This is a genomic window from Leucobacter sp. G161 (assembly GCF_001482305.1).
GTDB lineage: Bacteria > Actinomycetota > Actinomycetes > Actinomycetales > Microbacteriaceae > Leucobacter.
Genome location: NZ_LOHP01000068.1, coordinates 21,981 through 42,894 on the forward strand (window position 1 = coordinate 21,981; position 20,914 = coordinate 42,894).

The window sequence follows — 20,914 nt, forward strand, 5'->3', positions numbered from 1 at the left end:
TTACTCCGCGGGGGTATCCGGCTGCTGAGTCGGAGCCTGCGGCTCTGACGAGGCCTGCGCGGAGCTCTCGCCCTGCGCAACCTTGTCCGCAGTCGGGCCGTCGGTCCGGACAGCTGCCGGCACCTCAATCGGCGGGCGAGTCGAAACTGGGCGATCCCCGTGTGACAGCCAGGTCTCGCGCGGCTTGAGCTTCTTCACGTCGCGGAAGATCTCGGCGAGCTGCAGGTGGTCGAGCGTTTCCTTCTCGAGGAGCTCCGCGGCGAGCCGATCCAGCACGTCACGGTTCGCGACGAGCAGTTCGTATGCTTCGTTATGTGCCTGCTCGACCAGTGCGCGCACCTCGGTGTCGATCTGTACAGCAAGCCCCTCGGAGTAGTCGCGTGACTGCCCAAAGTCGCCCATGAACGCGCCGGGCTGTCCCTGGCCGAGCTTCACCGGTCCGACCGTGGTCGACATTCCATATTCGGTGACCATCTTGCGGGCCGTCGAGGTTGCCTTTTCGATATCGCTGCCGGCGCCGGTCGTCGGGTCGTGGAACACGAGTTCCTCGGCAACGCGGCCGCCAAGCGCATAGGCGAGCTGATCGAGCAGCTCGTTGCGGCTCACCGAGTACTTATCCTCGAGCGGAATGACCATCGTGTAGCCCAGCGCGCGACCACGCGGCAAAATCGTGACCTTCGTCACGGGATCCGTGTGGTTCAGCGATGCTGCCACGAGCGCGTGCCCGCCCTCGTGGTAGGCGGTGATGAGCTTTTCCTGGTCCTTCATGACGCGGGTGCGTCGCTGCGGGCCAGCGATCACACGGTCAATGGCCTCGTCGAGCGCGCGGTTGTCGATGAGCTGCGCGTTCGAGCGCGCAGTGAGCAGCGCGGCCTCGTTCAGCACGTTCGCGAGATCTGCGCCGGAGAACCCGGGCGTCTTCCGCGCAACAACCTCAAGGTCGACATTCTTCGAGAGCGGCTTGCCCTTCGCGTGCACCTGCAGGATCATCAGACGGCCGCGCATGTCGGGAGCGTCGACGCCGACCTGGCGGTCAAAACGACCGGGACGCAGCAGCGCTGGATCCAGCATGTCAGGGCGGTTCGTCGCCGCGATCATGATGACGTTTGCCTTCGGATCGAAGCCGTCCATCTCAACGAGCAGCTGGTTGAGCGTCTGCTCGCGCTCGTCGTGGCCGCCACCCATGCCCTGGCCGCGGCGCTGACCAACCGCGTCGATCTCGTCGATGAAGATAATGGCGGGGGCGTTGGCCTTGGCCTCCTTGAAGAGGTCGCGCACGCGGCTCGCGCCAACGCCGACGAACATCTCGACGAAGTCCGAGCCGGAAATCGAGTAGAACGGCACCCCGGCTTCGCCCGCAACGGCGCGCGCGAGCAAGGTCTTGCCGGTGCCTGGAGGGCCGTACAGCAGTACGCCCTTCGGGATCCGCGCGCCGACCGCTTGGAAGCGCGATGCGTCCTGGAGGAAGTCTTTGATCTCCTCAAGCTCTTCGACTGCTTCGTCTGCACCAGCAACATCGGCGAACGTGACGAGCGGGGTCTCCTTCGAGACGAGCTTCGCCTTCGACTTGCCAAACTGCATGACGCCGCGGCCGCCACCCTGCATGGACGACATCATCCACCACAGCAGCAGACCGATAAGGAGCAGCGGCAGCAGGAAGCCCAGCAGCGACCAGAACGGGTTCGGCTTCGGCACGACGTCGTTGAAGCCGTCCTTGGGCTTGGCCTCATCGATCGCCGTGACGACCTCGGCCCCACGCTGGTTCACGTAGTAGAAGAAGACGTTGTCGCTGCCGGCCTTCTTATCAGCCTTGGTGAGCTCGAGGTTGACGCGTTGGTCGCCGTCGATGATCTCCGCCTGCTTCACCTTGCCCTCGGCAATGAGCTCGAGGCCTCGCTCGGTGCTCACCTCGCGGGTGTTCGCCCCCGAGAGGAACGACCAGCCGAGCAGCAGGAAGATCACGGCGATGGCGATATAGATGAACGGGCCACGCAGCAGGCGCCGACCCTTGGTCGGAGTCTCGGACGATTTGTCAGCCAAGTCTGGGCCTTTCGATCGGCAGATTACAGCGAGTTAAGCGTATCCGAGGCATCTGACACTTCTCATGCCCTCTGGCGCTTGTCCGCTCAGGGCGGAGCGGCGTTAGTCGCCGGAGTAGACGTGCGGCGCGAGAATTGCGACGTCGCGGAGGTTGCGGTAGTCCTCTGCGTAGTCGAGACCGTAGCCTACGACGAACTCGACGGGAATGTCGAAGCCTACGTATGCAACGTCAACCTCTACCTTGAGCGCCTCCGGCTTGCGGAGCATCGTGCAGATCCGCACCGACTTCGCACCACGGATCTCAAGGTTCTCCTTGAGCCACGACAGCGTCAGTCCCGAATCGATGATGTCCTCGACGATGAGCACGTCGCGGCCAGCGATGTCGGCATCAAGGTCCTTGAGAATCTTCACGACGCCGCTCGACTTTGTGCCGGCGCCGTAGGAGGAGACGGCCATCCAGTCCATCTGTGCGTGGAAGCTGAGCTCGCGCGCGAGATCCGCCATCACCATCACGGCGCCCTTGAGCACGCCGACAAGCAGCGGGGGCTCCTCCGGGTAATCGCGTTCGATCTCGCGGGCCATCTCCGCAAGCCGGGCTTTCAGCTCGGCTTCCGTGTGCAGCACTTCCGTCAGGTCATCGCCCAGGTGTTTCGCGTCCATGCGTCCATCGTAGTGCGCTGTGCATGAGTGGTGGATCAGCTTTCTGCAGAGATGGTGTCAGCCGCGCGGCGATCCGAGCTGCCGAGCAAACGTCAGCCCGTTCCGTGTCCGGGTGACTCGAATACCGGGAACGAACACCGGCCCCTGCCCGCGCCAGTGCGTGACGAGTCTCGCAACCGCGAGCGTGTGCTCCCGCGACAGGCTCGCCCCGTACCGCGCCGCAGCGATGCCGTGGATGACCCGCTGTCGCACGGCCGCGGGAAGGCCAGCAAGACGCTCGATGCCGGTTGCATCAATGGTGAGCGGCGCGGCGCCGGGCTGCTGTTCAACGCGCGCGTCGGCTGCGTGTGTGAGCTCTGCTGCCACCGTCGTGGCCCATGCGTCGAGCGCCGCCGCGTCTTCCCGCGCGAGATCGGCGCTTCGGGCGAGCCCCGCGCGCACTCCCGGGCCGAGTTCCTCAACCAACACGGGAAGCAACACCTCTCGCACGCGCACGCGGGCGTACGTGCGATCGCTGTTGTGCGGATCGTCCCAGACGCTGAGACCAAGCTCTCTGCACGCGGCGGCGGTCGTCACTCGCCCTACTTCCGGATCGGCCCCCACCAGAGGGCGGACGAGAGTTACCCCTTCGCCAAGCGATCGACGTGCCGGGATCCCGGCAATACTGCGTGTCCCCGAACCGCGAGCGAGCGCAAGGAGCACCTGCTCAGCCTGGTCATCGCGGGTGTGCGCGGTGAGGATCGCGGAGGCCCCGGTTTCGTGTGCAATCTCAGCGAACGCCGCATACCGCGCGTCGCGTGCCGCCGATTCGGGCCCACCGCCCGACCCCACCTCGACGCGGCGCACCACGACCGGCTCAAGCCCAAGGCTCCGTGCTGTGTGCGCAGCACGCTCGGCTGTCGCGGCGGATCCTGGCTGCAAGCCGTGGTCAATCACGAGCGCGCCCGCACGCACTGCGAGGCGCGGAGCTTCAGCCGCGAGCGCGGCCGCCAGCGCGAGGGAATCCGCGCCCCCGGACAACCCGACGAGGAGCAGTGGCGATGGCCCAGCAGTGCCAGGTAGCCCATCGAGCGCACGCCGAACCGCAAGCCTGACCTGCATAAACTCCGGATGCTCCACGCTTCAACGCTACCCTGGCCGACTCATCGGGTAGCCTTAGCCTCGGCAATATTTCGCAACCAGGCCGACACCGGTCGACCGCAAGCACGAAGGAGCGCGCATGACCGCCGCATTTGATGCCGTCATCGAGATCCCCAAGGGAAGCCGCAACAAGTACGAGATCGACCACGAGACCGGTCGCGTCTACCTCGACCGCGTGCTCTACACGGGCTTCGTGTACCCCGCAGACTACGGGTACTTCGAGGAGACCCTCGGCGAGGACAACGATCCGCTCGACGTGCTCGTGCTGCTCGACTACCCCGTATTCCCCGGTGTCGGAATCAAGGTTCGCCCCGTCGGTGTGCTCAAGATGCTCGACGAGGCTGGCGGCGACGACAAGGTCATTGCCGTCCAGGTGAAGGATCCGCGCTGGAGCCACATTCAGGACGTCGAGGACATCCCCGAGTACACGCGCAAGGAGATCACGCACTTCTTCGAGCGGTACAAGGACCTCGAAGAGGGCAAGTGGGTCAAGGTTGATTCTTGGGGTTCCGCGGCTGACGCCGAGAAGCTCATCGTCGAGGCGCAGGAGCGCCTCGCAGCCCAGGGCCACTGAGGCTAGGCCTGGTGGACGTACGCGTCTTCGACGATTCCGCATCGCTCGGCCGGTTTGCCGCCGAGCACGTGCTCGAAGCCATCTCGGCTCGACCGGATGCGGTGATCGGTCTTGCCACCGGATCCTCTCCCCTCTCGATATACAACGCTTGGGCAGAGCTTGCTCGCGAGCGTGAGCTCAACCTGTCGGGGGTGCGATGTTTCGCGCTTGACGAGTACGCCGGGATTGATCCCGAACATCAGGAAAGCTATCGCACGGTCATCACCAACACCGTCGTGGGGCCGGTTGGCCTCACGCCGGAACTGGTGCATGTGCCGGCAACGGTCGCGTCGGCCGCTGCGGCCTCCGCATACGAGGAAGCAATTGCCGCTGCCGGAGGCGTTGACCTGCAGATTCTCGGGATCGGTCGCAACGGTCACCTGGGATTTAACGAGCCGGGTTCGCCGTTCGACTCGCGCACGCGCCGTGTCTCGCTCACCCCGGAAACGATCTCGGACAACGCACGGTTCTTCGGCGCCCCCGAGAATGTCCCAGGCGAGGCAATCACGCAGGGACTCGGCACCATCATGGACGCACGAAAGCTCATTATTGTCGCGATCGGTGAGGCAAAGGCCAAAGCGGTCGCAGCGGCAATCGCGGGCCCGGTGACCGAGCAGGTGCCGGCGAGCATCGTGCAGCGCCACCCGGACGTTGTCTACGTGCTTGATCGCGCAGCCGCGTCGTTGCTCCCCTAACACGGGCAAAACGGTCATGGGGTCCGAGGCATTTGGCTCGGGCCCCATGACCGTTTTACTGTCTGTCCCTCGCTATGCAGTGAGCTGCATGGTCGTCAGGCAGGTCGGATCCTCGGAACCGGTCGTGACGCGCTGCTCCGCAACGCCCTGTTCGCCGACGATACGCACGTCGAACACACCGTCACGCGGCAGCCAGATTCCAACGAATCCGTTGTCTGCGGTCGCCGTAATCTCGCTGAGAACGACCTCGCCCGTCTCAGCATCGGTGACGGCGAGCTCGATCGGCGTGTTCTGGAGTTCACCGAGGCAGGTCGTCAGGCTGTGGAAATCACAGGGATGGGTCTGAGTCACATACGGTGCAATCGACAGGTAGAAATCACTGTCGTCGATCGGCAGAGTCACATCTCCCGGCTGCAGCACCAGCTCGTTGGGCCGGACAGAAGCGATGAGGGTATCCGGGCTCGGACGGCTGGTCACCGCGAGGGTGTCGAGCCCCTCGATGATCGACTTCGCATCGCTCGTGTCGATGCCGAGCTGGGCGATCTGTTCGACCGCCGGAGGCGGCTCTTCGGCTGCAGGAGTCTGCGCTGACGCGCAACCGGTGAGCAGGAGTGCTGCGGCCAGCAGCGGAAGTAAAGCGGATCGTATACCCATAGTGGGTATATTCGCAGAGCCCGCCGAGGCTAACCTGGGCGCTGGCTGAGCGAACGCGAATCCGCCTCACTCTCGGCAACTGACTCGAGTACAGCTACCGATATGCAAAGCAAAAGGGTGCCATCCGAAATCGGACGACACCCTCTTGGAAGAGCTGCTTAGGACAGCTTGCGGATGTTCACGGCCTGCGGGCCGCGAGCGCCATCCTCGGTGTCGAACTCGACCTGCTGGTTCTCTTCGAGGTCGCGGCGGCCGCTTCCCTCGATTGCGCTGAAGTGCGCGAAGAGATCTGCTGAGCCATCGTCGGGTGCGATGAACCCGTAGCCCTTTTCACTGTTGAACCACTTGACGGTGCCGGTTGCCATGAGAGCATTCCTTTGTGATGCGGAGCCGCCTATGCGGCTCGTAATGGTCGCGCGAATGCGCGGATTGAACTTATCAGCGGGACAGCCCGGGGAAACACACCAGCGGCTGTGAGACACTGAGGCGAAGCAATCGGAAAGAAAGCGCCGATATCTGTAACCCTACCGCACTACCGCCTAAAACGCTGCTGAAGCAAATTTCGTGATAAATCCTTAACTTTTGCATTCGCCTTGAAATCGCTAGATCACTACTCATTCTGAGCGCGTTTCGCCCGGAATCACCGCTCCACTGAGTAAGTGTCAGCGGGTATCGGTAGCGTTAGGGAGTGCCATCAGATACCAGCGAACGCCCGACGCACTGGTGCGTACTCGGGCGTGGTCCCAGTGGCGATCTCGAGGCAGTTCGACTTGCCTCCGACGGGTCCAGGCTCGGTTCGACTGCACTCTCGCAGCCAGAGCTTGCCGGTTTTGTCGAGCGGCTCGAAGCGACTCACGCTCCCCGCTGGGTGTGGCACAGCACCTCAGCCCGCTACGCGGATCTGCTTTCCGCAGGCGTTCGGATCGAACGCTGCCACGACCTGCGCCTGAGCCACCAGATCCTGCGACACTCCTCGTATGTTCGAGATCGGTCGGTCTTCCTCGCAGCTCAGGAGTGGTGCTTTGATGTGCAAGCACCAGAGCCGTCCCCGCCCGCCGCGTCTCCAGCGCTGTTTGACTTCGAAGTCACACCGCCAAGCGTCGGCGCGCCAGACACCATCGCTGAGGCGCTCGCCGAGTTCGCGAGGCAGCGCGTCGCTGTCACAGCATCGAGCCACCCCGGCAGGCTCTCGCTCCTCCTCGCAGCCGAGTCCGCGGGGGCCCTCATCGCCGTGGAGCTCGCCACTGCCGGGGTGCCGTGGGACGCTGCGGAGCACGACCGTATCCTGAGTGAGGCGCTCGGTCCCCGCCCCGCGGGAGTATTCGAGAAACCAATCAAGCTCGCAGAGGCGGGCGAACGCGTGCGCGAAGCCCTTGGCGATACGACCGCGGCGATCGATTCGCCGCCGAAACTCTTGCGAGCGCTCCGTGCAGCCGGAGTCGAAGTGTCATCCACCTCACAGTGGGAGCTTGCCGAGCATGATCACCCCGTCATCGCACCGCTTCTCACCTACAAGAAACTCGCTCGCCTCCTCTCCGCCAACGGCTGGAGCTGGATTGATGAGTGGGTGCATGACGGTCGCTACCGCCCGGTGTACGTTCCTGGTGGTGTGGTGACAGGCCGGTGGGCGTCGAGCGGTGGCGGCGCGCTCCAGCTCCCGCGGTTGCTGCGCCCAGCGCTCCGCGCTGACCCCGGCTGGAAGCTCGTGACGGCCGACGTCTCACAGCTGGAGCCCCGCGTACTTGCCGCGATGTCCGGGGACCGCGCTATGGCTGCGGCTGGCCGCGGAAAGGATCTCTACTCTGGCATCGTCGAGAGTGGCTCGATCGCGAGCCGCGCAGACGCGAAGCTCGCCATGCTCGGCGCGATGTACGGCGCCACCTCTGGCGAGAGCGGCCGCTTGGTACCAACACTGCGACGTGTCTTCCCGGCGGCGATGCGGCTTGTGGATCAGGCTGCTGACACCGGTGAACGAGGCGGCACTGTTACGACGTGGCTCGGGAGGTCCTCCCCCACAGCGGAAGTCGAGTGGCAAGCAATGCAAGCGGCAGCGAGCCTCCCGGACGCCACGCGCCGCGACGAGGAGGCCGCGCGGCGCGCGGCCAGAGACCGCGGCAGATTTACGCGGAACTTCATCGTGCAGGGCACGGCTGCCGAATGGGCGCTCGCATGGCTCGCAGAGATCCGGAGACGACTTGCGGCGTTCGATCCTGTCGAGCCAGCACACACCGCGTACCAGTCTGGTCCGGTGTTTGCCGGACTCCCACATCTCGCGTTCTTCCTGCACGATGAAATCATTGTCCACACGCCAGCAGTGCACGCCGACGCCGTCGCCGCAGCCGTCACCGAGTCTGCGTATGCGGCAGCACGGCTCCTCTTCGGTGATGGCGCTGTCGATTTCCTGCTCGATCTGCAGATCTCCGACCGCGCCGTCAAAGCCTGACGGATGTCACGCGGCTGCCTGCACGAAACCCGCACAACGATCCCGATTGAGATGAGTGCACAGGGGTGCGAAGCCCCGCAGAACACTCGGCGAGTTCATTCGTGGGCTCACTCTCCACACTGCCAAGAAATCTTGGCGCTGTCGGTCTCACCATCGGGTATCGTCCTGCTGCCCATTCGACGGCAGTACTCACGTTCATCCCTGAGTGGCTCCCCAGAGGGCCCAATGAATCCTTTGAGTGTGGTGTTTCGAGACGCATGAGTATAGGATCCGACTAGGGCTGAGTATCCGGGGCTTTCCTCACTGTGTTGCAGGAAACAACCGGCTGGCCCGGAAGGGGGTGACGGTATGCGCGCAAAAGAATTGGACAAGCTCGTTGAGCATCTCCAGCGCAGGGACACGGTGCGTCTCGTTGCTGGGCGCGAGTACGGGGCAACGAGTTTGCTCGACGAACTCGAGGCAACGCTGATCACGCTTGGTTTCTCCGTCGTCCGCATCACCGGCGCACCCTCGCCGACCGAAGTGCGATTCGCCGCGATCCGTCAAGCACTCCTGGCGGCCGACCGAATTCCGCCGCAGGCCTCCCAAGACGAGGTGAGAGACATTCTTGCCGTCGAACTCAGTCGCACCCCCAACACGGTGCTACTCATCGACGATGCAGAACTCCTTGACATCCCCTCCGCGCAGGTGCTCGCCCCACTGTTCGATCGAATGAAACTTGCCGGAGTCTTTGTGAGCGTTCCGTTCACCCAGCTCACCCCCGAGCAACGTGTCGTGTCTCGTATTCTGCGAGCCGATGCACGGGTCGATCTCAATGCCCTCACCTTCGAGCAGGTCGGGGTTCTCGCCGAGACCCTTCTCGACGCCCCGGTCAGTCCCGCCGTCACCTCCGAAGTATTCTCGATGTCGTCCGGTATCACGGGCGTGGCCTCTGAGATTTTGCGCACCGCGCGCGCGACCGGCAAGATTCGACGCGACGGCAACCGGTGGACCCTGTCCGAGGGAGACCTCTGGAACCCCCATCTCGAGGAGAGCATTGAGCGCCTTCTTGCTCCCATAGAGAACACGGCGCTGCGGCTGTTGCATGCGCTCGCCTTCGTGGGAAGCCTCACCGCAGAGGATCTCCACGACTTCGATCCCAGTTCCGCCGAGAGCCTCACGAGAAGTGGCCTCATCACAACGTTCAAAGACCCACAGGGTGTCTCGCGTGTATCTCCACGTCCCGCCTTGATCGCAGACTATTTTCGCCAGCGCCCGTTCGATCTCCTGAGCATGGCCGCAACAGACCTGTTAGAGGGTTTGGCCGCGAAGCGCGTTGACGGGCCACCCCGCGTCGCTCGTCCGAAACTCAAACTCGACGCACACGTGCGGCATTCCGACACCGCAGAGACCCACAACGCTGGGCTGTCCCGGTATCTTCGGGAGGAGAATGAGCAGCGGCTCGCCGTTGCCGCACGGGAGTGGCGTCGCCATCACGACACACCGCGAGCGATCATCTATCTCGAGACACTCTTGCAGTCGGGAAGGTACGTGTCGACCGCCGTGGGCGTGCTCGAACGCACCCCGTCCGACGACGCGAGCGGACCCGAGCTCCTGCAGCTCGCGCTCCACGAGCACATCCTCCAGCGGGAGGCATCGGCTCCGCAAACGCTGCACTCGCTCACGCTGCGCCGGCACCACCCTGGCTACGCCGTCGCCCTCGACGCCTATGAAATCTATCTGAGGTTCTGTGACGAGGGCAGGGTAGCGAGCGTCGAGGAGTGGCTACAGGACCCCGGCGACGATCCGGTCGGTTTCTGCACAACGATCGCCGAGTACATCAGAGTGATGTCAGGAGAGTTGCTCGAGCAGTTGGCTCCCTCACCGCCGGTTGATGCGCCCCCGTTCCAACACGTCGTGGTCGAGCAAAGTCGCCTGGTCTTGTTTATCAGGCAGGCGGTGAGCAACGACGAGCTCGAGGATCTCCTGTCTGACCCGCTCCATCTTGGGCCAGGCGAGGACCCAGTGCCGTTCCTCGTGAACTCCTACGTGCGCTCGCAGATGTTGCTAGGGCTGGGGAGAGTGAGCGAGGCCCGCCACACGCTCAGCCAGGCGCTCTCACTCGGCGACTTCGATCTTCGCTACGCGGTCCTCTACGCAGCGATGCTGCGCTGGTCTGCGTTCTTGCACTTCCGGGAGGGGCGTGCCGATATTGCACAGTCGCTCCTCCGCGAGAGTCAGGATTACGCTGCGGTCAGGGGGCCGATGCCAGGCATGCGGCCGGAGTTCGGCGACGCGCTCAGCGTCCTGCTCAGCGGCGACCGCGCCGCAGCTGGCGCCGCGTTCCTTGCGGAGGCGAACACTTGCTACGAGCTGTCCTTCTTCGATGCGGCCTGGAACACCGCGCGGTTCGCGTTCCAACTCAACCCGGGTGAGGAAGCGCTCGAACTCATCGAGCGGCTCAGCAGAGAGCCCTCGCAAGCGTGGATTACGCCCCTCGTCGAGTTCGCGCGCTCGGCGATCCGGCAGGATCCGAGCATTTCGATCTACGTCTCGCGCTTCCGGACGCTTCCCGAGCTCATCGCCGCGGCTGATTTTCTCGACGACATCGGATTCGCGCATCGGGCACGCGGTACCGAAGTCGACCCAGAGTTCGCGCAGGCGTACGCAGAAGCGCGTGACACACTGCATATCTCCCGCGAGCCGCTCAGCCGTGTGACTTTCCGCCACTCCCCGTTGCCGGTCGACAACTTGACCCCGCGGGAGCGAGAAATTGCGCCGCTCACCGCGACGCTGAGTAACCGTGAAATAGCGGACCGCCTCACACTCAGCATTCGAACCGTCGAGAACCACATAGCGCGCTCGATGAAGAAGCTCGGTCTCACCTCACGGGCCGACCTCAGCGCCGCGCTCGCGGCCTCCGCTAAACCCGGTAGTGGGGCTCAGCAGTTCCGTTCGCATAGCTAACAAAACGCTGCCTCGCTGCTGCGACGTCTCGTTCACTGTGAAAACATGTAGGCCACGATCAGGAATACTCACAACGTGGCCAGCCCGACTACCTAGTACTCAGTCGCCACCGCGCTGAAAGCGAAGATCACTACGCAAACACGCAAGAATTCCACGCAAACAGGGTATGTTTCCCCCCTCCCCTGACTCATCCACCGTAGAGTCATACGTAGCCCGGTCAATGACGCAGGGCTGTTCATAGCAATGAAGATACCTTCCCCCAAATTCGGTATCGCTATGAACAAGGTTTGATGTGTGGGGAGCGGGCTTCCCCCCATTCGCTTCCCCCACATATTGCGACTCCCCACACATCAGGCCGTCTCGCAGGCCTGTAGCCGCGCTCGCACGGAAGCCGCGCAGCGAAGATCAGGGCTTCAGCGAACACCCATATCGGGGGTTGCGATACCGTACTCGTTTCTGAGAACCGAACGCGCGGCATACCACCCGACGAGACCGTGAACTCCGGGGCCAGGGGCAGCCGACGAGGAACAGAGATAGACCCCCGGTGCCGGAGTGCGCCATGGGTCCGCGGCGACCACGGGCCGGGCGATCAGCTGCCGGAGCGAAACCTCTCCGGCGCTGAAGTCACCACCGATGTAATTGTGGTTCTCAACTCCCAGCTCAGCCGCGGTCGTGACCTGATGTGCTGTGACCCGGTCACGGAAGCCCGGGGCAAACCGTTCGATCTGCGCGAACACTGTCTCGGTGGCATCGCGCGCAGATCCCCGTGGCACATGTGTGTAACTCGTCACGGCGTGCACCCCAGGGGCATTCCGCTGGGCATCAAAAGAGGCTGTCTGTGCAAGCAGCACGTAGGGGCGCTCTGCGTGTTCGCCGCGGGCAACGGCGCGCTCAGCCGCGGCTATCTCTGCCCGTGTCCCCCCGAGATGCACCGTCGGCGCTTCCGCAACCCGCGGGTCACGCCACGGAATCGGGCCGTCCAGCACGAAGTCAACTTTGGTCGCAGCATTGCCGTAGCGAAACCGCTCAAGCCGGGCCGCGTAGCGAGCTGGGAGCCGCTCTCCGGCGATCCTGGAGAGCGCCCGTGCGGATGTGTCGAACAGCTTCACGTCAAAGCCGTCGAGCTCGCCAATACCGGTAATCTCGTGCCCGGTTTCGAACCGGCCGCCGTGCGCGAGCACATCTGCCACAAGAGCATCCGTGATGGCCTGTGAACCGCCGACTGGGACGGGCCAGCCACTCGCGTGCCCGAGCGCGCCCAGCACGAAGGCGACTCCCGCGTTCGCGAGCCCCGGCATCGGACCGATGTTGTGGGCGGCAACGCCCGCGATCAGTGCGGGCGCTGCCGCCTCCCGAAATCGAACGTTCCAGAGTGGCGTGCCCTGTTCGAGCGTGCGCGCCCCAAACGCGGCGGCTGCCAGGAGATCCTTCGGCCAGCGGAGCAGCGCACCACCGAGCGCCAGATCGATCGCTCCCTCAAGCCGGCGGAGCACTGGCTGGTACAGGCGGGCATATGCCCCGCCATCACGACCGAGTTCTGCAACGGTGCGTTCGAGGTCGCGGTAGGCTATCGCGGCCCGGTCGCCGGCTGCGCCATCGAGCGGGTGCGCATAGGAGGCGTCAGGAACCACGAAGTCGATCCGCTGATCGAGCTGAAACTCCCGGAAGAACTCCGTTGCGAGCGCCATCGGGTGAATCGCGGAGCACATGTCGTGCAGCACCCCGGGAACGATGTGTGATTCCGTCCGGGCGCCACCGCCGAGGGTGCTATTCGTCTCAAAGACCGTGACCGCTACGCCGGCGCGGGCAAGCGTAGCGGCCGCGGCAAGTCCGTTGGGTCCTGAGCCGACGATGGCCGCACCGTGCGATGACTGCATAGCTCCTGAGTGTAGTCGCCGCGGGGAGACCGGATTACGCTCGGCGGTACTCCGCGGTGATCGGGCATTCGAACGGGTCGCGGGCGGCGAGGCCGACCCGGTTGAGGTACTCGATGACGATCGCGTACGAGCGGAGCAGCGAGGTCTCCGTATACGGCACGCCAAGGGTCTTGCAGTGCTCGCGCACGAGCACGCGCACCTTCGAGAGATTCGGTCGGGCCATGTTCGGGAAGAGATGGTGCTCGACCTGGTAGTTCAGGCCACCCATGAGAGTCGTTGCCCACCAACCGCCCTTGATGTTGCGCGACGTACGAACCTGCTTGGAGAAGAAGTCGAGCTTCGCATCGTGAGCGATGACCGGCATGCCCTTGTGGTTCGGCGCAAACGAGGCGCCCATGTACACGCCGAACACTGCGAACTGCACGCCCATGAAAGCGAACGCGAGGCCGAGTGGCAGGAACATGAACACCGGTACGAGGATCACGACGAAGCGTGCGGCGATGATCGACAGCTCGATCCAACGGCCCTTGATCGGCTCGCGGCGGAAGAGGTAGACGAGGCTGTGGCGGTGCAGGTTCAGGCCCTCGAGCGTGAGCAGCGGGAAGAATAGCCAGCCCTGACGCTGCGTGATGAACCGAACGATACCGCGCGCTTTGACAGCGTCTTCCTCGATGAAGGAGATCGTGTCGATCTCGATGTCGGGATCCTTGCCAACGCGGTTCGGGTTCGAGTGGTGGCGGGTGTGCTTCGAGTCCCACCAGGCGTAACTCATGCCAATGCTCGCGGCGAGCACGCGCGCGAGTCGGTCGTTCGCGGGCCCGGTCGAGAGGATCTGACGGTGCGCCGCTTCGTGGGTGAGGAACGCGATCTGCGTGAACAGCAGCGCGAACGCTGCGGCCATGAGCAGCTGGAACCAGCTGTCACCAAGCAGGATCGAGCCGGTAATCGTCGCGGCAAGTCCGAGCGCAATGCCGACGCCGACAAGTGCGTAGAACCAGGGGGCGCGAGCGTACAACCCGGATTCGCGCGCGACCTGCGAGATGCTGGAGTACGCCTTCGCCACGGGGGGAAAGTCTTCGGCGCGTGCCCGCGTGTAACGCAGCGGCCCGAGGCCATCTAATGTCTGAGGAGCGGTCGACGTCATGCGCGGCACCTATTCCCGTTCCGAGCTGCTAGATGAGCTGCTCTGGTCAAGCCACTGGCAATTGCCGATCGCTGGCCTCAGCGTACCCGGCCCCCTGTACCGCGAGCTGCATGTACTCGGATCACAGCGGCGCTGCCGCCTTCGTCAGTAACCGCCACAGGGCCTCGCGGCGCTTCTCCACCGATTCCGCTTCCCCGTAGAGCAGTTCTACCTGGATACTGTCGACGACCCCGAGATAGGAGTACGCGAGATGAGCGCGCTCAGACTCGCTGAGGTGTCCCCGCAGCCCCGCACGGAAGAGCACATCTATTTCGGCGAGGAACGCGCGGTAGTGACTGATGATTGACTCGCGGATCGCGAACGGTGGGGCGTACGCGGTGCGCAGCAGGAACCTCAGGCTCGCTGCAGCGCGGTACCGCTCAGTGACCCGCTCAAGGTAGACCCCTCCCGGCAGGTCACCACGATCCTCAGCGAAGCAGGTCGCGACGAATTCGCGCTCGGCGGTGAGAGACATCTCGAGCGCGGCAGCGACGAGGTCGTCTTTCCCAGCGAAGTGGGAGTACAGGGACGCCTTACGCATCCCCACCATGCGGGCGATTTCGCCCAGCGAGGAGCCGTCATAGCCGCGATCGGCGAGCAGCTCGAGGGCGGCAACGCACACGCGTCTGGCAGCGGGGCTCAGCGACATAGTTTCCGTGTACTCCCTCACCGTTCATGGGCGCCGCGTCCGGCTACGACCGGGCTCGCCGTGCGCTGACACCAACGATAACAAGTGCAACGACAGCGGTCACGGCCATGCCGCTCAACCACGGCAGCGCGCCCCCGGGGACCAGCGCCCCGGCCAGGGGCGTGGCGAGCGAAGAAATGATGAGCTGGAACGCCCCCAGCAGCGCCGCAGTGCTGCCGAGGTTCACCTCCTGCGAGGACATCGCAAGCGCCATGAGGGTCGCCTCGCTCATGCCGAGACCGAGGAGGGCGACAAACATGCCAGCGACGATCCCCCACAGACCGAGGCCCATCTGGCTGAGCAGGATCGCGAGTACCGCGCCGACAAGGATGAGCACGGCACCCGTGACCGCCAACGTTCCTGCACCAAATCGCTGCACCGTGCGGCCAGACGCCACCGCGCCGATGAGCACGGCGATGCCCGTTCCGCCGAACACGAGCCCGAAGGCGTCGGTGTCGAGCCCGTAGACACCCTGGTAGATGAACGTCGCGCCCCCGATGTAGACGAACAGGAAGAAGAACACCGCCGATAGTCCGAGCGCAGGCAGGAGGAAGCGGCTATCGCGGATGATGACGCTGTACGCACGAAGCACGCTCCCGAGTCGCAGCGATGAGCGCTGGGACCGCGGCAGGCTCTCGGGGAGGCTCACACTCGTGTTGATGAGCGCGATCGCGGCGAGCCCCGCGAGCACGAGGAGGACAGCGCGCCATCCCCACGCCGCGTCAACGAACCCGCCGGCGGTGGGGGCCAGGACTGGGGCGAGCCCCTCAATGGTCATGAGCAGCGCGAAGAGTTGCGCGGCTCGCGTTCCGCTCGCCCGGTCGCGCACCATGCTCATGGCGACCACGAGGGTCATCGCTGCGGCGAGGCCCTGAACAAACCGGGCGACGAGCAGGATTATGACCGTCGCGCTCATCGCCGCCCACACGGATGCGAGGAGGAACGCGGCAAGCGCAATCAGCAGCGGCCAGCGTCGTCCCACCGCGTCGATGATCGGCCCGAAGAACAGCTGTCCGACGCCCATAGCCAGCAGGTACACCGTGAGGGTGAGCTGCCCTTGGGCGGTCGACGCGCCCAGCTCCGACACCATCTCGGGTAGCGACCCGAGGTACATATCCGTGCCGGCCGGGCCAAGGATCGTGACGAGTCCGAGCGAGATGGCGAACCAAAGACCTGCGCGCGGGAGGCGCTGATCGTGTGACATGAGTGTCCTTTTCCGTGAGTGCGTCGCAACCGAATGACTACCTACCGTTCGGTAGCTGACTCAATCTACCCGCAGTTCCACCCCCAGCGCCACTCGGCGGCCCCATCGGGCGGACCGTCCGCGCGATGTCGCGCGAGGTCGCGCCATACTCCGCGTTGCGTTAGTGTTCGAGCGGGCACCGCGCGGCCCGCACACCACGAATTTCAGCCGAAGGAACCGCATGTCATCCACCGCGGAGCACACGCCCCGATCCGAGCACCATCGCCGGGCACCGTCAGTGTTCGCCGTCGCGCGCGATCCCCGATTGCTGCTCCGCGAGGCCCTCGCCGGCCTCGTCGTCGCGCTCGCACTCATCCCAGAAGCGATCTCGTTCTCGATCATCGCGGGCGTCGACCCGAAGGTCGGGCTGTTCTCCTCGTTCATCATGGCGGTGTCGATCGCCTTCCTCTGCGGCAGACCCGCGATGATCACCGCCGCGACCGGTGCCGTCGCACTGGTCATCGCGCCAGTCATGCGTGAACACGGCATGGACTATTTCATCGCCACCGTGCTTCTGGCAGGCGTACTGCAGATCCTGCTCGCGGTGCTCGGCGTCGCCAAGCTCATGCGATTCATCCCACGCAGCGTGATGGTCGGCTTCGTGAATGCGCTCGCGATCCTCGTCTTCAGCGCTCAGCTCCCCGAGCTCATCGGGGTGCCGTGGCTCGTCTACCCGCTCGTCGCGGCCGGCATTCTCATCATTCTGGTCATGCCGAAAATCACGAAGGCCGTGCCGGCGCCCCTCGTGTCCGTCATTGCGGTCACGGCTGCAGCGGTGGTCTTCTCGATCACCGTGCCGACTGTCGGCGACAAGGGTGAGCTGCCAAGCAGTCTGCCCGAACTCTTCGTGCCGAACGTGCCACTGACGTGGGACACCCTCATGATCATCGGCCCGTTCGCCCTCGGCATGGCACTCGTCGGGCTCATGGAGTCGCTCATGACCGCCAAGCTTGTCGACGAGATCACGGACACCCACTCGAATAAGACACGTGAGAGCTGGGCGCAGGGTATCGCCAACCTCCTCTCCGGGTTCTTCGGTGGCATGGGCGGCTGCGCCGTTGTCGGCCAGACCATGATCAACGTGAAGGTCTCTGGTGCACGCACGCGCGTCTCGACGTTCCTTGCGGGTGCATTCCTGCTGCTACTCATTCTCGTGCTTGGCGACCTCGTCGCGATGATCCCGATGGCCGCGCTTGTCGCCGTCATGATCATGGTCTCGGTGGCGACGTTCGACTGGCATTCGGTCACCCCGGCCACCCTCAGACGACTGCCGAAGAGCGAAACCTTCGTGATGCTCGCGACGGTCGCCGGAGTGCTCGCGACGCACAACCTCGCCGTCGGCGTCATCATCGGAGTCATCGTCGCCGCGGTCATGTTCGTACGTCGCGTCGCCCACTTCGTGTCCGTGGAGCGAAGCATCACGGGCGAGGGCGAGCATGCGATCGCACGCTACACCGTGACCGGCGAGCTGTTCTTTGCCTCGAGCAATGACCTCACGACCATGTTCGCGTACACGGCAGATCCCGCGCGCATCGAGATCGACATGACTCACTCCCACATTTGGGATGCCTCCTCCGTCGCATCGCTCGACGCGATCGAGACGAAGTACGCGCGACTCGGAAAAACGGTTGAGCTCACCGGCATGAATGACGCAACACGGAGCTTCCACGGGAGGCTCTCCGGCGAGCTCAGCCCCGACGCGTAACCGTCGCTTCGCAGCTGAGACTCTTCACAGCACCGGCGGGTACCCACCTCGGTGAGCTAGGGTCAGGCTTGGGCACCCCTTCAAGCGGAAGGAGATGAGATGTCCAGTAAAGATCGCGGCCAGAAGGCTACGAAGAAACCCGCGGCGCAGACGCTGAAAGAAAAGCGTGCGGCGAAGCGGAGCAAGACCGATTCACAGAGTTCACAGTTGAACAAGTAGTCGAAAGCGGGGCGCACGTTCGTGCGCCCCGCTTTCGAGTGTTAACAGCCGCTCACCACGGCGACGACGTAGGGCAGGTTCACGGCCGCGATCACGGCAGCAAGCATGAACGCGTACGCACCAGCGGCTGCAGCAAGTGCCGCGCTCGCCGGCGGCCTCGGTGCCCCGACAAGGTGGCGGATCCGCTCCGACCCCGCAGCGTGCAGCATCGCGTGCGCGGGGATGCCGGCAGCCGACGTCGGCGCTTCTGGCTGGCCGAGCTTGAGCAGCGCACTCGCCAGAGCGGTCGTACCGGTCGCCTGCTGTGCCGCCTGATCCGCTGCGATCTCAAGGTAGTGCGGCACCGATTCGCGCACCGCGCGCACGAACGGGATCCAGCGAAAGTAGCGCGTCGTCCCGTTGAGGATCGCCATGATGAGGTGGTGCCGTTGCTCAAGGTGGGCCTGCTCGTGCGCGAGCACCGCCGACAGCTCGGCGGGCGACAGCGTCGAGAGCGTGCCGCGCGAGAGCACGATGCCGCCGTGCTCGTGCGGCAGCGAGAACGCGTGCAACGCGGCATCGGGCGTGATTCGTGCCTGGCTGCCAAGCAGGGTGATCTGGTCACTCCCCGCGCGCAGTTCCGAGCCGAACGCAGCCTGGGAGCGGCGGAGCACGACAAGCTCGCGGACGAGCCCAGCAAGCACCGCGACCACACCGACCGCTGGCAAGGCGAGCGGTACCACCGCCGGGATCCCGAGCGACAGGGCGCTGTCCCCGAACGGGCTGGCCGCACTCAGGCACCTGCCGCAGACCTCGGCGGCCTGCCGCGGAAGCCAGGCTGGGCCCGAACTCATCCAGGCGACGACCGGGCCGAGTGCGACGAGGGCGGCGATCCAGAGCAGCGCGGTCACAGTGAGCGCACTGGCCGCGATCCGGGGGATGATCGCGAGCGCCGGCGCTGCGCGGCGCAGCAACCACGGCCCCCCGAAAGCGGCAGCGAGCAGCACGCTGCTGAGCAGCAGCGTGAGCAGCGTCGCGGTCACTGCGGTTCGTTCCCGCCGAGCAGGTGTTGGCGGAGGAGCCGCAGATCTTCCTCAGGCATGCTGTTCACGAAGTGCAGGATCGAGGCCTCACGATCCCCCGACGCTTCGAGCGCGTGCTCCATAATGTTCGCCGCGTGTGCTTCCCGACTCACGCACGCACCATAGAGGGTGGTGTGGCCATCCTTTCGGGTGCACACCAGTGACTTCTTGCGGAGGTTTCCGAGCACGGTCGCGATGGTCGTGTAAGCAGGGTTGGACGGGAGCCGGTCGATGAGATCGCGCACGGTGAAGCCGCCGCCCTCCCAGAGCAAATCCATGACCTGGGTTTCGAGCGCGCCGAGGCGGGCAGGCTCTCCCGCTGGCGTGCCGCCGTGCGTGTGCTTCGGGTCTCGGGTCATCGACTTGTCTCCATCTCTACCGCCGTCGCAGCCGATCGCTTCGCTGGCACCGGGCAGGCAACCTGGCCGCTCAAGCGCCACACGAGTGCGAGCCCGGTGAGGATCAGTGCCGCAACCGCAAGTACCGGTTGCAGCGGGGCAAACCACGTGATCGCCCCAGAGTAGCCGAGCGCGATAAGCGCGATCTTATTGCAGACCGGGCAGCCGACTGCGAACCAGGTGAGCATGCCGCCGGCGATCCCCATGCGGGTGGTCCGCCGCTCGCCGGGTTCCTCCCCGGGGTCTGCGACCGGAGCCGAGCCGGTCTTCACATAGGTCGCGGTGAGCAGGCCGACACCGATCGCGGTGAGCACCCACACCGGGTAGTTCCACCAGACGGTATCGATGTCTCGCGCGAACCACGGGTTCGGAATGAGCACCGTGACGACGCCGACGAGTAGCGCGAACCCGGCGGCGACGAGCGCGGCAATGAGAAACTGTCGCGGGGTCCAGCCACGCAGCGCTCGCCCCGCGAATACCAGTCGCTGCCGCGCTGCCGCGAGGCTCCATGGCCGAATCATCGCGGCCCCCTCCCTCCAGACTCAACTATGCCGCATAGTCTACTATTTACGATAGTAATCAAACCCTGTGAGTCCCCGACACCCAGTGAAAGGACCTGAGAGTGCCCTCCTCCCCGCGATCACCTCGCGTACGCGTCGCGGCGCCGCTCGCGATCTTTGCGACTATCGCCCTCATCGTCGGGGGCTCCTTCGTGCTGCAACGCGGCTGGGAAGTGAATGCTGTCCCCGGCCCCGCAAGCGCTGAGGCGTGGCAGGCAGAGCGCCTAACCGGCGTCGACCGGCTGACGGTTGGCGAGGAGGGCGCCCCGATCGAGCTGGTCGTGTACTCCGACTATCAGTGCCCGTTCTGCGCGCACTGGGACCGCGACACCCTGCCCGAGCTGCTCCCCTACGTCGACGCGGGAGACCTTCGTATCGTCTGGCGAAACGCCAACCTGTCTGGCGGCGCCTCGAGGCTCGGCACCCAGGCGGTATACGCTGCCGCCCTCCAGGACGCACTGCTTCCGTTCCACACCTCGCTCGCGCAGAACGGCCGCGGGGCGACCGCGGCAGACCTCACGGAGGAAGCTCTCGTTGCTCGCGCGGCCGAACTCAACCTCAACACCGCCCGATTCCTTGCCGACATGACGTCTCCCGAGGCGGAGCGAGCGGCAGCCGATGGCGAGGCTGCGGCCCAGCGTGCCGGGGTGGTGACCACGCCCTCGTTCCACTTCAATGGCGTGTTCGTCTCGGGGCTGAAGCCCTCGGATGTGTTCATCGACCAGCTCGAAGCCGCTCTCAGCGAAACCGGCGCCCCCAGCACCACCGAATAGCAGACACCCGCAACTA

The 20,914-nt window shown here is 64.9% G+C and carries 18 protein-coding genes; 6 read left to right on the top strand and 12 right to left on the bottom strand.

Features of this window, described 5'->3' with window-relative positions; all coding sequences use genetic code 11:
* The 3 genes from ftsH to tilS form a co-directional block, all read right to left on the bottom strand.
* Entirely contained in the window at window positions 1–1,962 is a 1,962-nt protein-coding gene (gene ftsH / locus AUL38_RS11605) for an ATP-dependent zinc metalloprotease FtsH (RefSeq protein WP_369795310.1), read from the bottom strand.
* A 180-nt stretch (window positions 1,963–2,142) separates the two neighbouring features.
* Complete coding sequence (gene hpt / locus AUL38_RS11610) at window positions 2,143–2,700, bottom strand: hypoxanthine phosphoribosyltransferase (protein WP_059062376.1); 558 nt, start codon at window positions 2,698–2,700, stop codon at window positions 2,143–2,145.
* A gap of 57 nt (window positions 2,701–2,757) precedes the next feature.
* Window positions 2,758–3,801, bottom strand: coding sequence for a tRNA lysidine(34) synthetase TilS (gene tilS / locus AUL38_RS11615; protein ID WP_059062378.1), 1,044 nt, complete (start codon window positions 3,799–3,801; stop codon window positions 2,758–2,760).
* 118 nt (window positions 3,802–3,919) lie between these two features.
* On the opposite strand from tilS, the gene AUL38_RS11620 reads away from it, so the two are divergent.
* Window positions 3,920–4,414 carry an inorganic diphosphatase gene (locus AUL38_RS11620; RefSeq protein ID WP_059062380.1) on the top strand — a complete coding sequence of 165 codons (495 nt, stop codon included), beginning with the start codon at window positions 3,920–3,922 and terminating at the stop codon, window positions 4,412–4,414.
* A gap of 11 nt (window positions 4,415–4,425) precedes the next feature.
* The gene (locus AUL38_RS11625; RefSeq protein WP_059062382.1) at window positions 4,426–5,148 is read left to right on the top strand and encodes a glucosamine-6-phosphate deaminase; all 723 of its coding nucleotides are present in this window, start codon (window positions 4,426–4,428) and stop codon (window positions 5,146–5,148) included.
* 72 nt (window positions 5,149–5,220) lie between these two features.
* Here the strand turns inward: AUL38_RS11625 and AUL38_RS11630 are convergent, their stop codons facing one another.
* Both AUL38_RS11630 and AUL38_RS11635 read right to left on the bottom strand, forming a co-directional pair.
* Window positions 5,221–5,802 (bottom strand): CueP family metal-binding protein, encoded by a 582-nt coding sequence (locus AUL38_RS11630; RefSeq protein ID WP_201023740.1) that lies wholly within the window; start codon window positions 5,800–5,802, stop codon window positions 5,221–5,223.
* Between the two features lie 158 nt (window positions 5,803–5,960).
* Window positions 5,961–6,167 (bottom strand): cold-shock protein, encoded by a 207-nt coding sequence (locus AUL38_RS11635; RefSeq protein ID WP_042544966.1) that lies wholly within the window; start codon window positions 6,165–6,167, stop codon window positions 5,961–5,963.
* Window positions 6,168–6,490: 323 nt separating this feature from the next.
* Between AUL38_RS11635 and AUL38_RS11640 the strand changes: the two genes are divergently transcribed.
* Together AUL38_RS11640 and AUL38_RS17790 are read left to right on the top strand one after the other, a co-directional pair.
* The gene (locus tag AUL38_RS11640) at window positions 6,491–8,245 is read left to right on the top strand and encodes a bifunctional 3'-5' exonuclease/DNA polymerase (protein ID WP_059062384.1); all 1,755 of its coding nucleotides are present in this window, start codon (window positions 6,491–6,493) and stop codon (window positions 8,243–8,245) included.
* 348 nt (window positions 8,246–8,593) lie between these two features.
* Complete coding sequence (locus AUL38_RS17790) at window positions 8,594–11,191, top strand: LuxR C-terminal-related transcriptional regulator (protein ID WP_059062387.1); 2,598 nt, start codon at window positions 8,594–8,596, stop codon at window positions 11,189–11,191.
* A 413-nt stretch (window positions 11,192–11,604) separates the two neighbouring features.
* Here AUL38_RS17790 and AUL38_RS11650 read toward each other — a convergent pair whose 3' ends face one another.
* From AUL38_RS11650 to AUL38_RS11665, 4 genes are all read right to left on the bottom strand, one after another.
* The gene (locus AUL38_RS11650) at window positions 11,605–13,068 is read right to left on the bottom strand and encodes an NAD(P)/FAD-dependent oxidoreductase (RefSeq protein ID WP_059062389.1); all 1,464 of its coding nucleotides are present in this window, start codon (window positions 13,066–13,068) and stop codon (window positions 11,605–11,607) included.
* 34 nt (window positions 13,069–13,102) lie between these two features.
* Window positions 13,103–14,212, bottom strand: a complete 1,110-nt coding sequence (locus AUL38_RS11655) for an acyl-CoA desaturase (protein WP_059062391.1) — start codon at window positions 14,210–14,212, stop codon at window positions 13,103–13,105.
* Between the two features lie 121 nt (window positions 14,213–14,333).
* Window positions 14,334–14,900 carry a TetR/AcrR family transcriptional regulator gene (locus AUL38_RS11660; protein ID WP_059062393.1) on the bottom strand — a complete coding sequence of 189 codons (567 nt, stop codon included), beginning with the start codon at window positions 14,898–14,900 and terminating at the stop codon, window positions 14,334–14,336.
* Window positions 14,901–14,943: 43 nt separating this feature from the next.
* Complete coding sequence (locus AUL38_RS11665) at window positions 14,944–16,143, bottom strand: multidrug effflux MFS transporter (protein WP_059062395.1); 1,200 nt, start codon at window positions 16,141–16,143, stop codon at window positions 14,944–14,946.
* A gap of 220 nt (window positions 16,144–16,363) precedes the next feature.
* Between AUL38_RS11665 and AUL38_RS11670 the strand changes: the two genes are divergently transcribed.
* The gene (locus AUL38_RS11670) at window positions 16,364–17,887 is read left to right on the top strand and encodes a SulP family inorganic anion transporter (RefSeq protein WP_059062396.1); all 1,524 of its coding nucleotides are present in this window, start codon (window positions 16,364–16,366) and stop codon (window positions 17,885–17,887) included.
* Window positions 17,888–18,147: 260 nt separating this feature from the next.
* Here AUL38_RS11670 and AUL38_RS11675 read toward each other — a convergent pair whose 3' ends face one another.
* The 3 genes from AUL38_RS11675 to AUL38_RS11685 are packed head-to-tail and all read right to left on the bottom strand — an operon-like array spanning window position 18,148 to window position 20,086.
* Entirely contained in the window at window positions 18,148–19,128 is a 981-nt protein-coding gene (locus tag AUL38_RS11675) for a M56 family metallopeptidase (protein ID WP_059062398.1), read from the bottom strand.
* Entirely contained in the window at window positions 19,125–19,526 is a 402-nt protein-coding gene (locus AUL38_RS11680) for a BlaI/MecI/CopY family transcriptional regulator (protein WP_059062400.1), read from the bottom strand. The genes AUL38_RS11675 and AUL38_RS11680 overlap by 4 nt, the downstream gene beginning before the upstream one ends.
* Entirely contained in the window at window positions 19,523–20,086 is a 564-nt protein-coding gene (locus tag AUL38_RS11685; protein WP_059062402.1) for a hypothetical protein, read from the bottom strand. Before AUL38_RS11685 ends, AUL38_RS11680 begins: the two co-directional genes overlap by 4 nt.
* A gap of 101 nt (window positions 20,087–20,187) precedes the next feature.
* Between AUL38_RS11685 and AUL38_RS11690 the strand changes: the two genes are divergently transcribed.
* Window positions 20,188–20,898, top strand: coding sequence for a thioredoxin domain-containing protein (locus AUL38_RS11690; protein WP_059062404.1), 711 nt, complete (start codon window positions 20,188–20,190; stop codon window positions 20,896–20,898).
* Window positions 20,899–20,914: the final 16 nt, after the last annotated feature.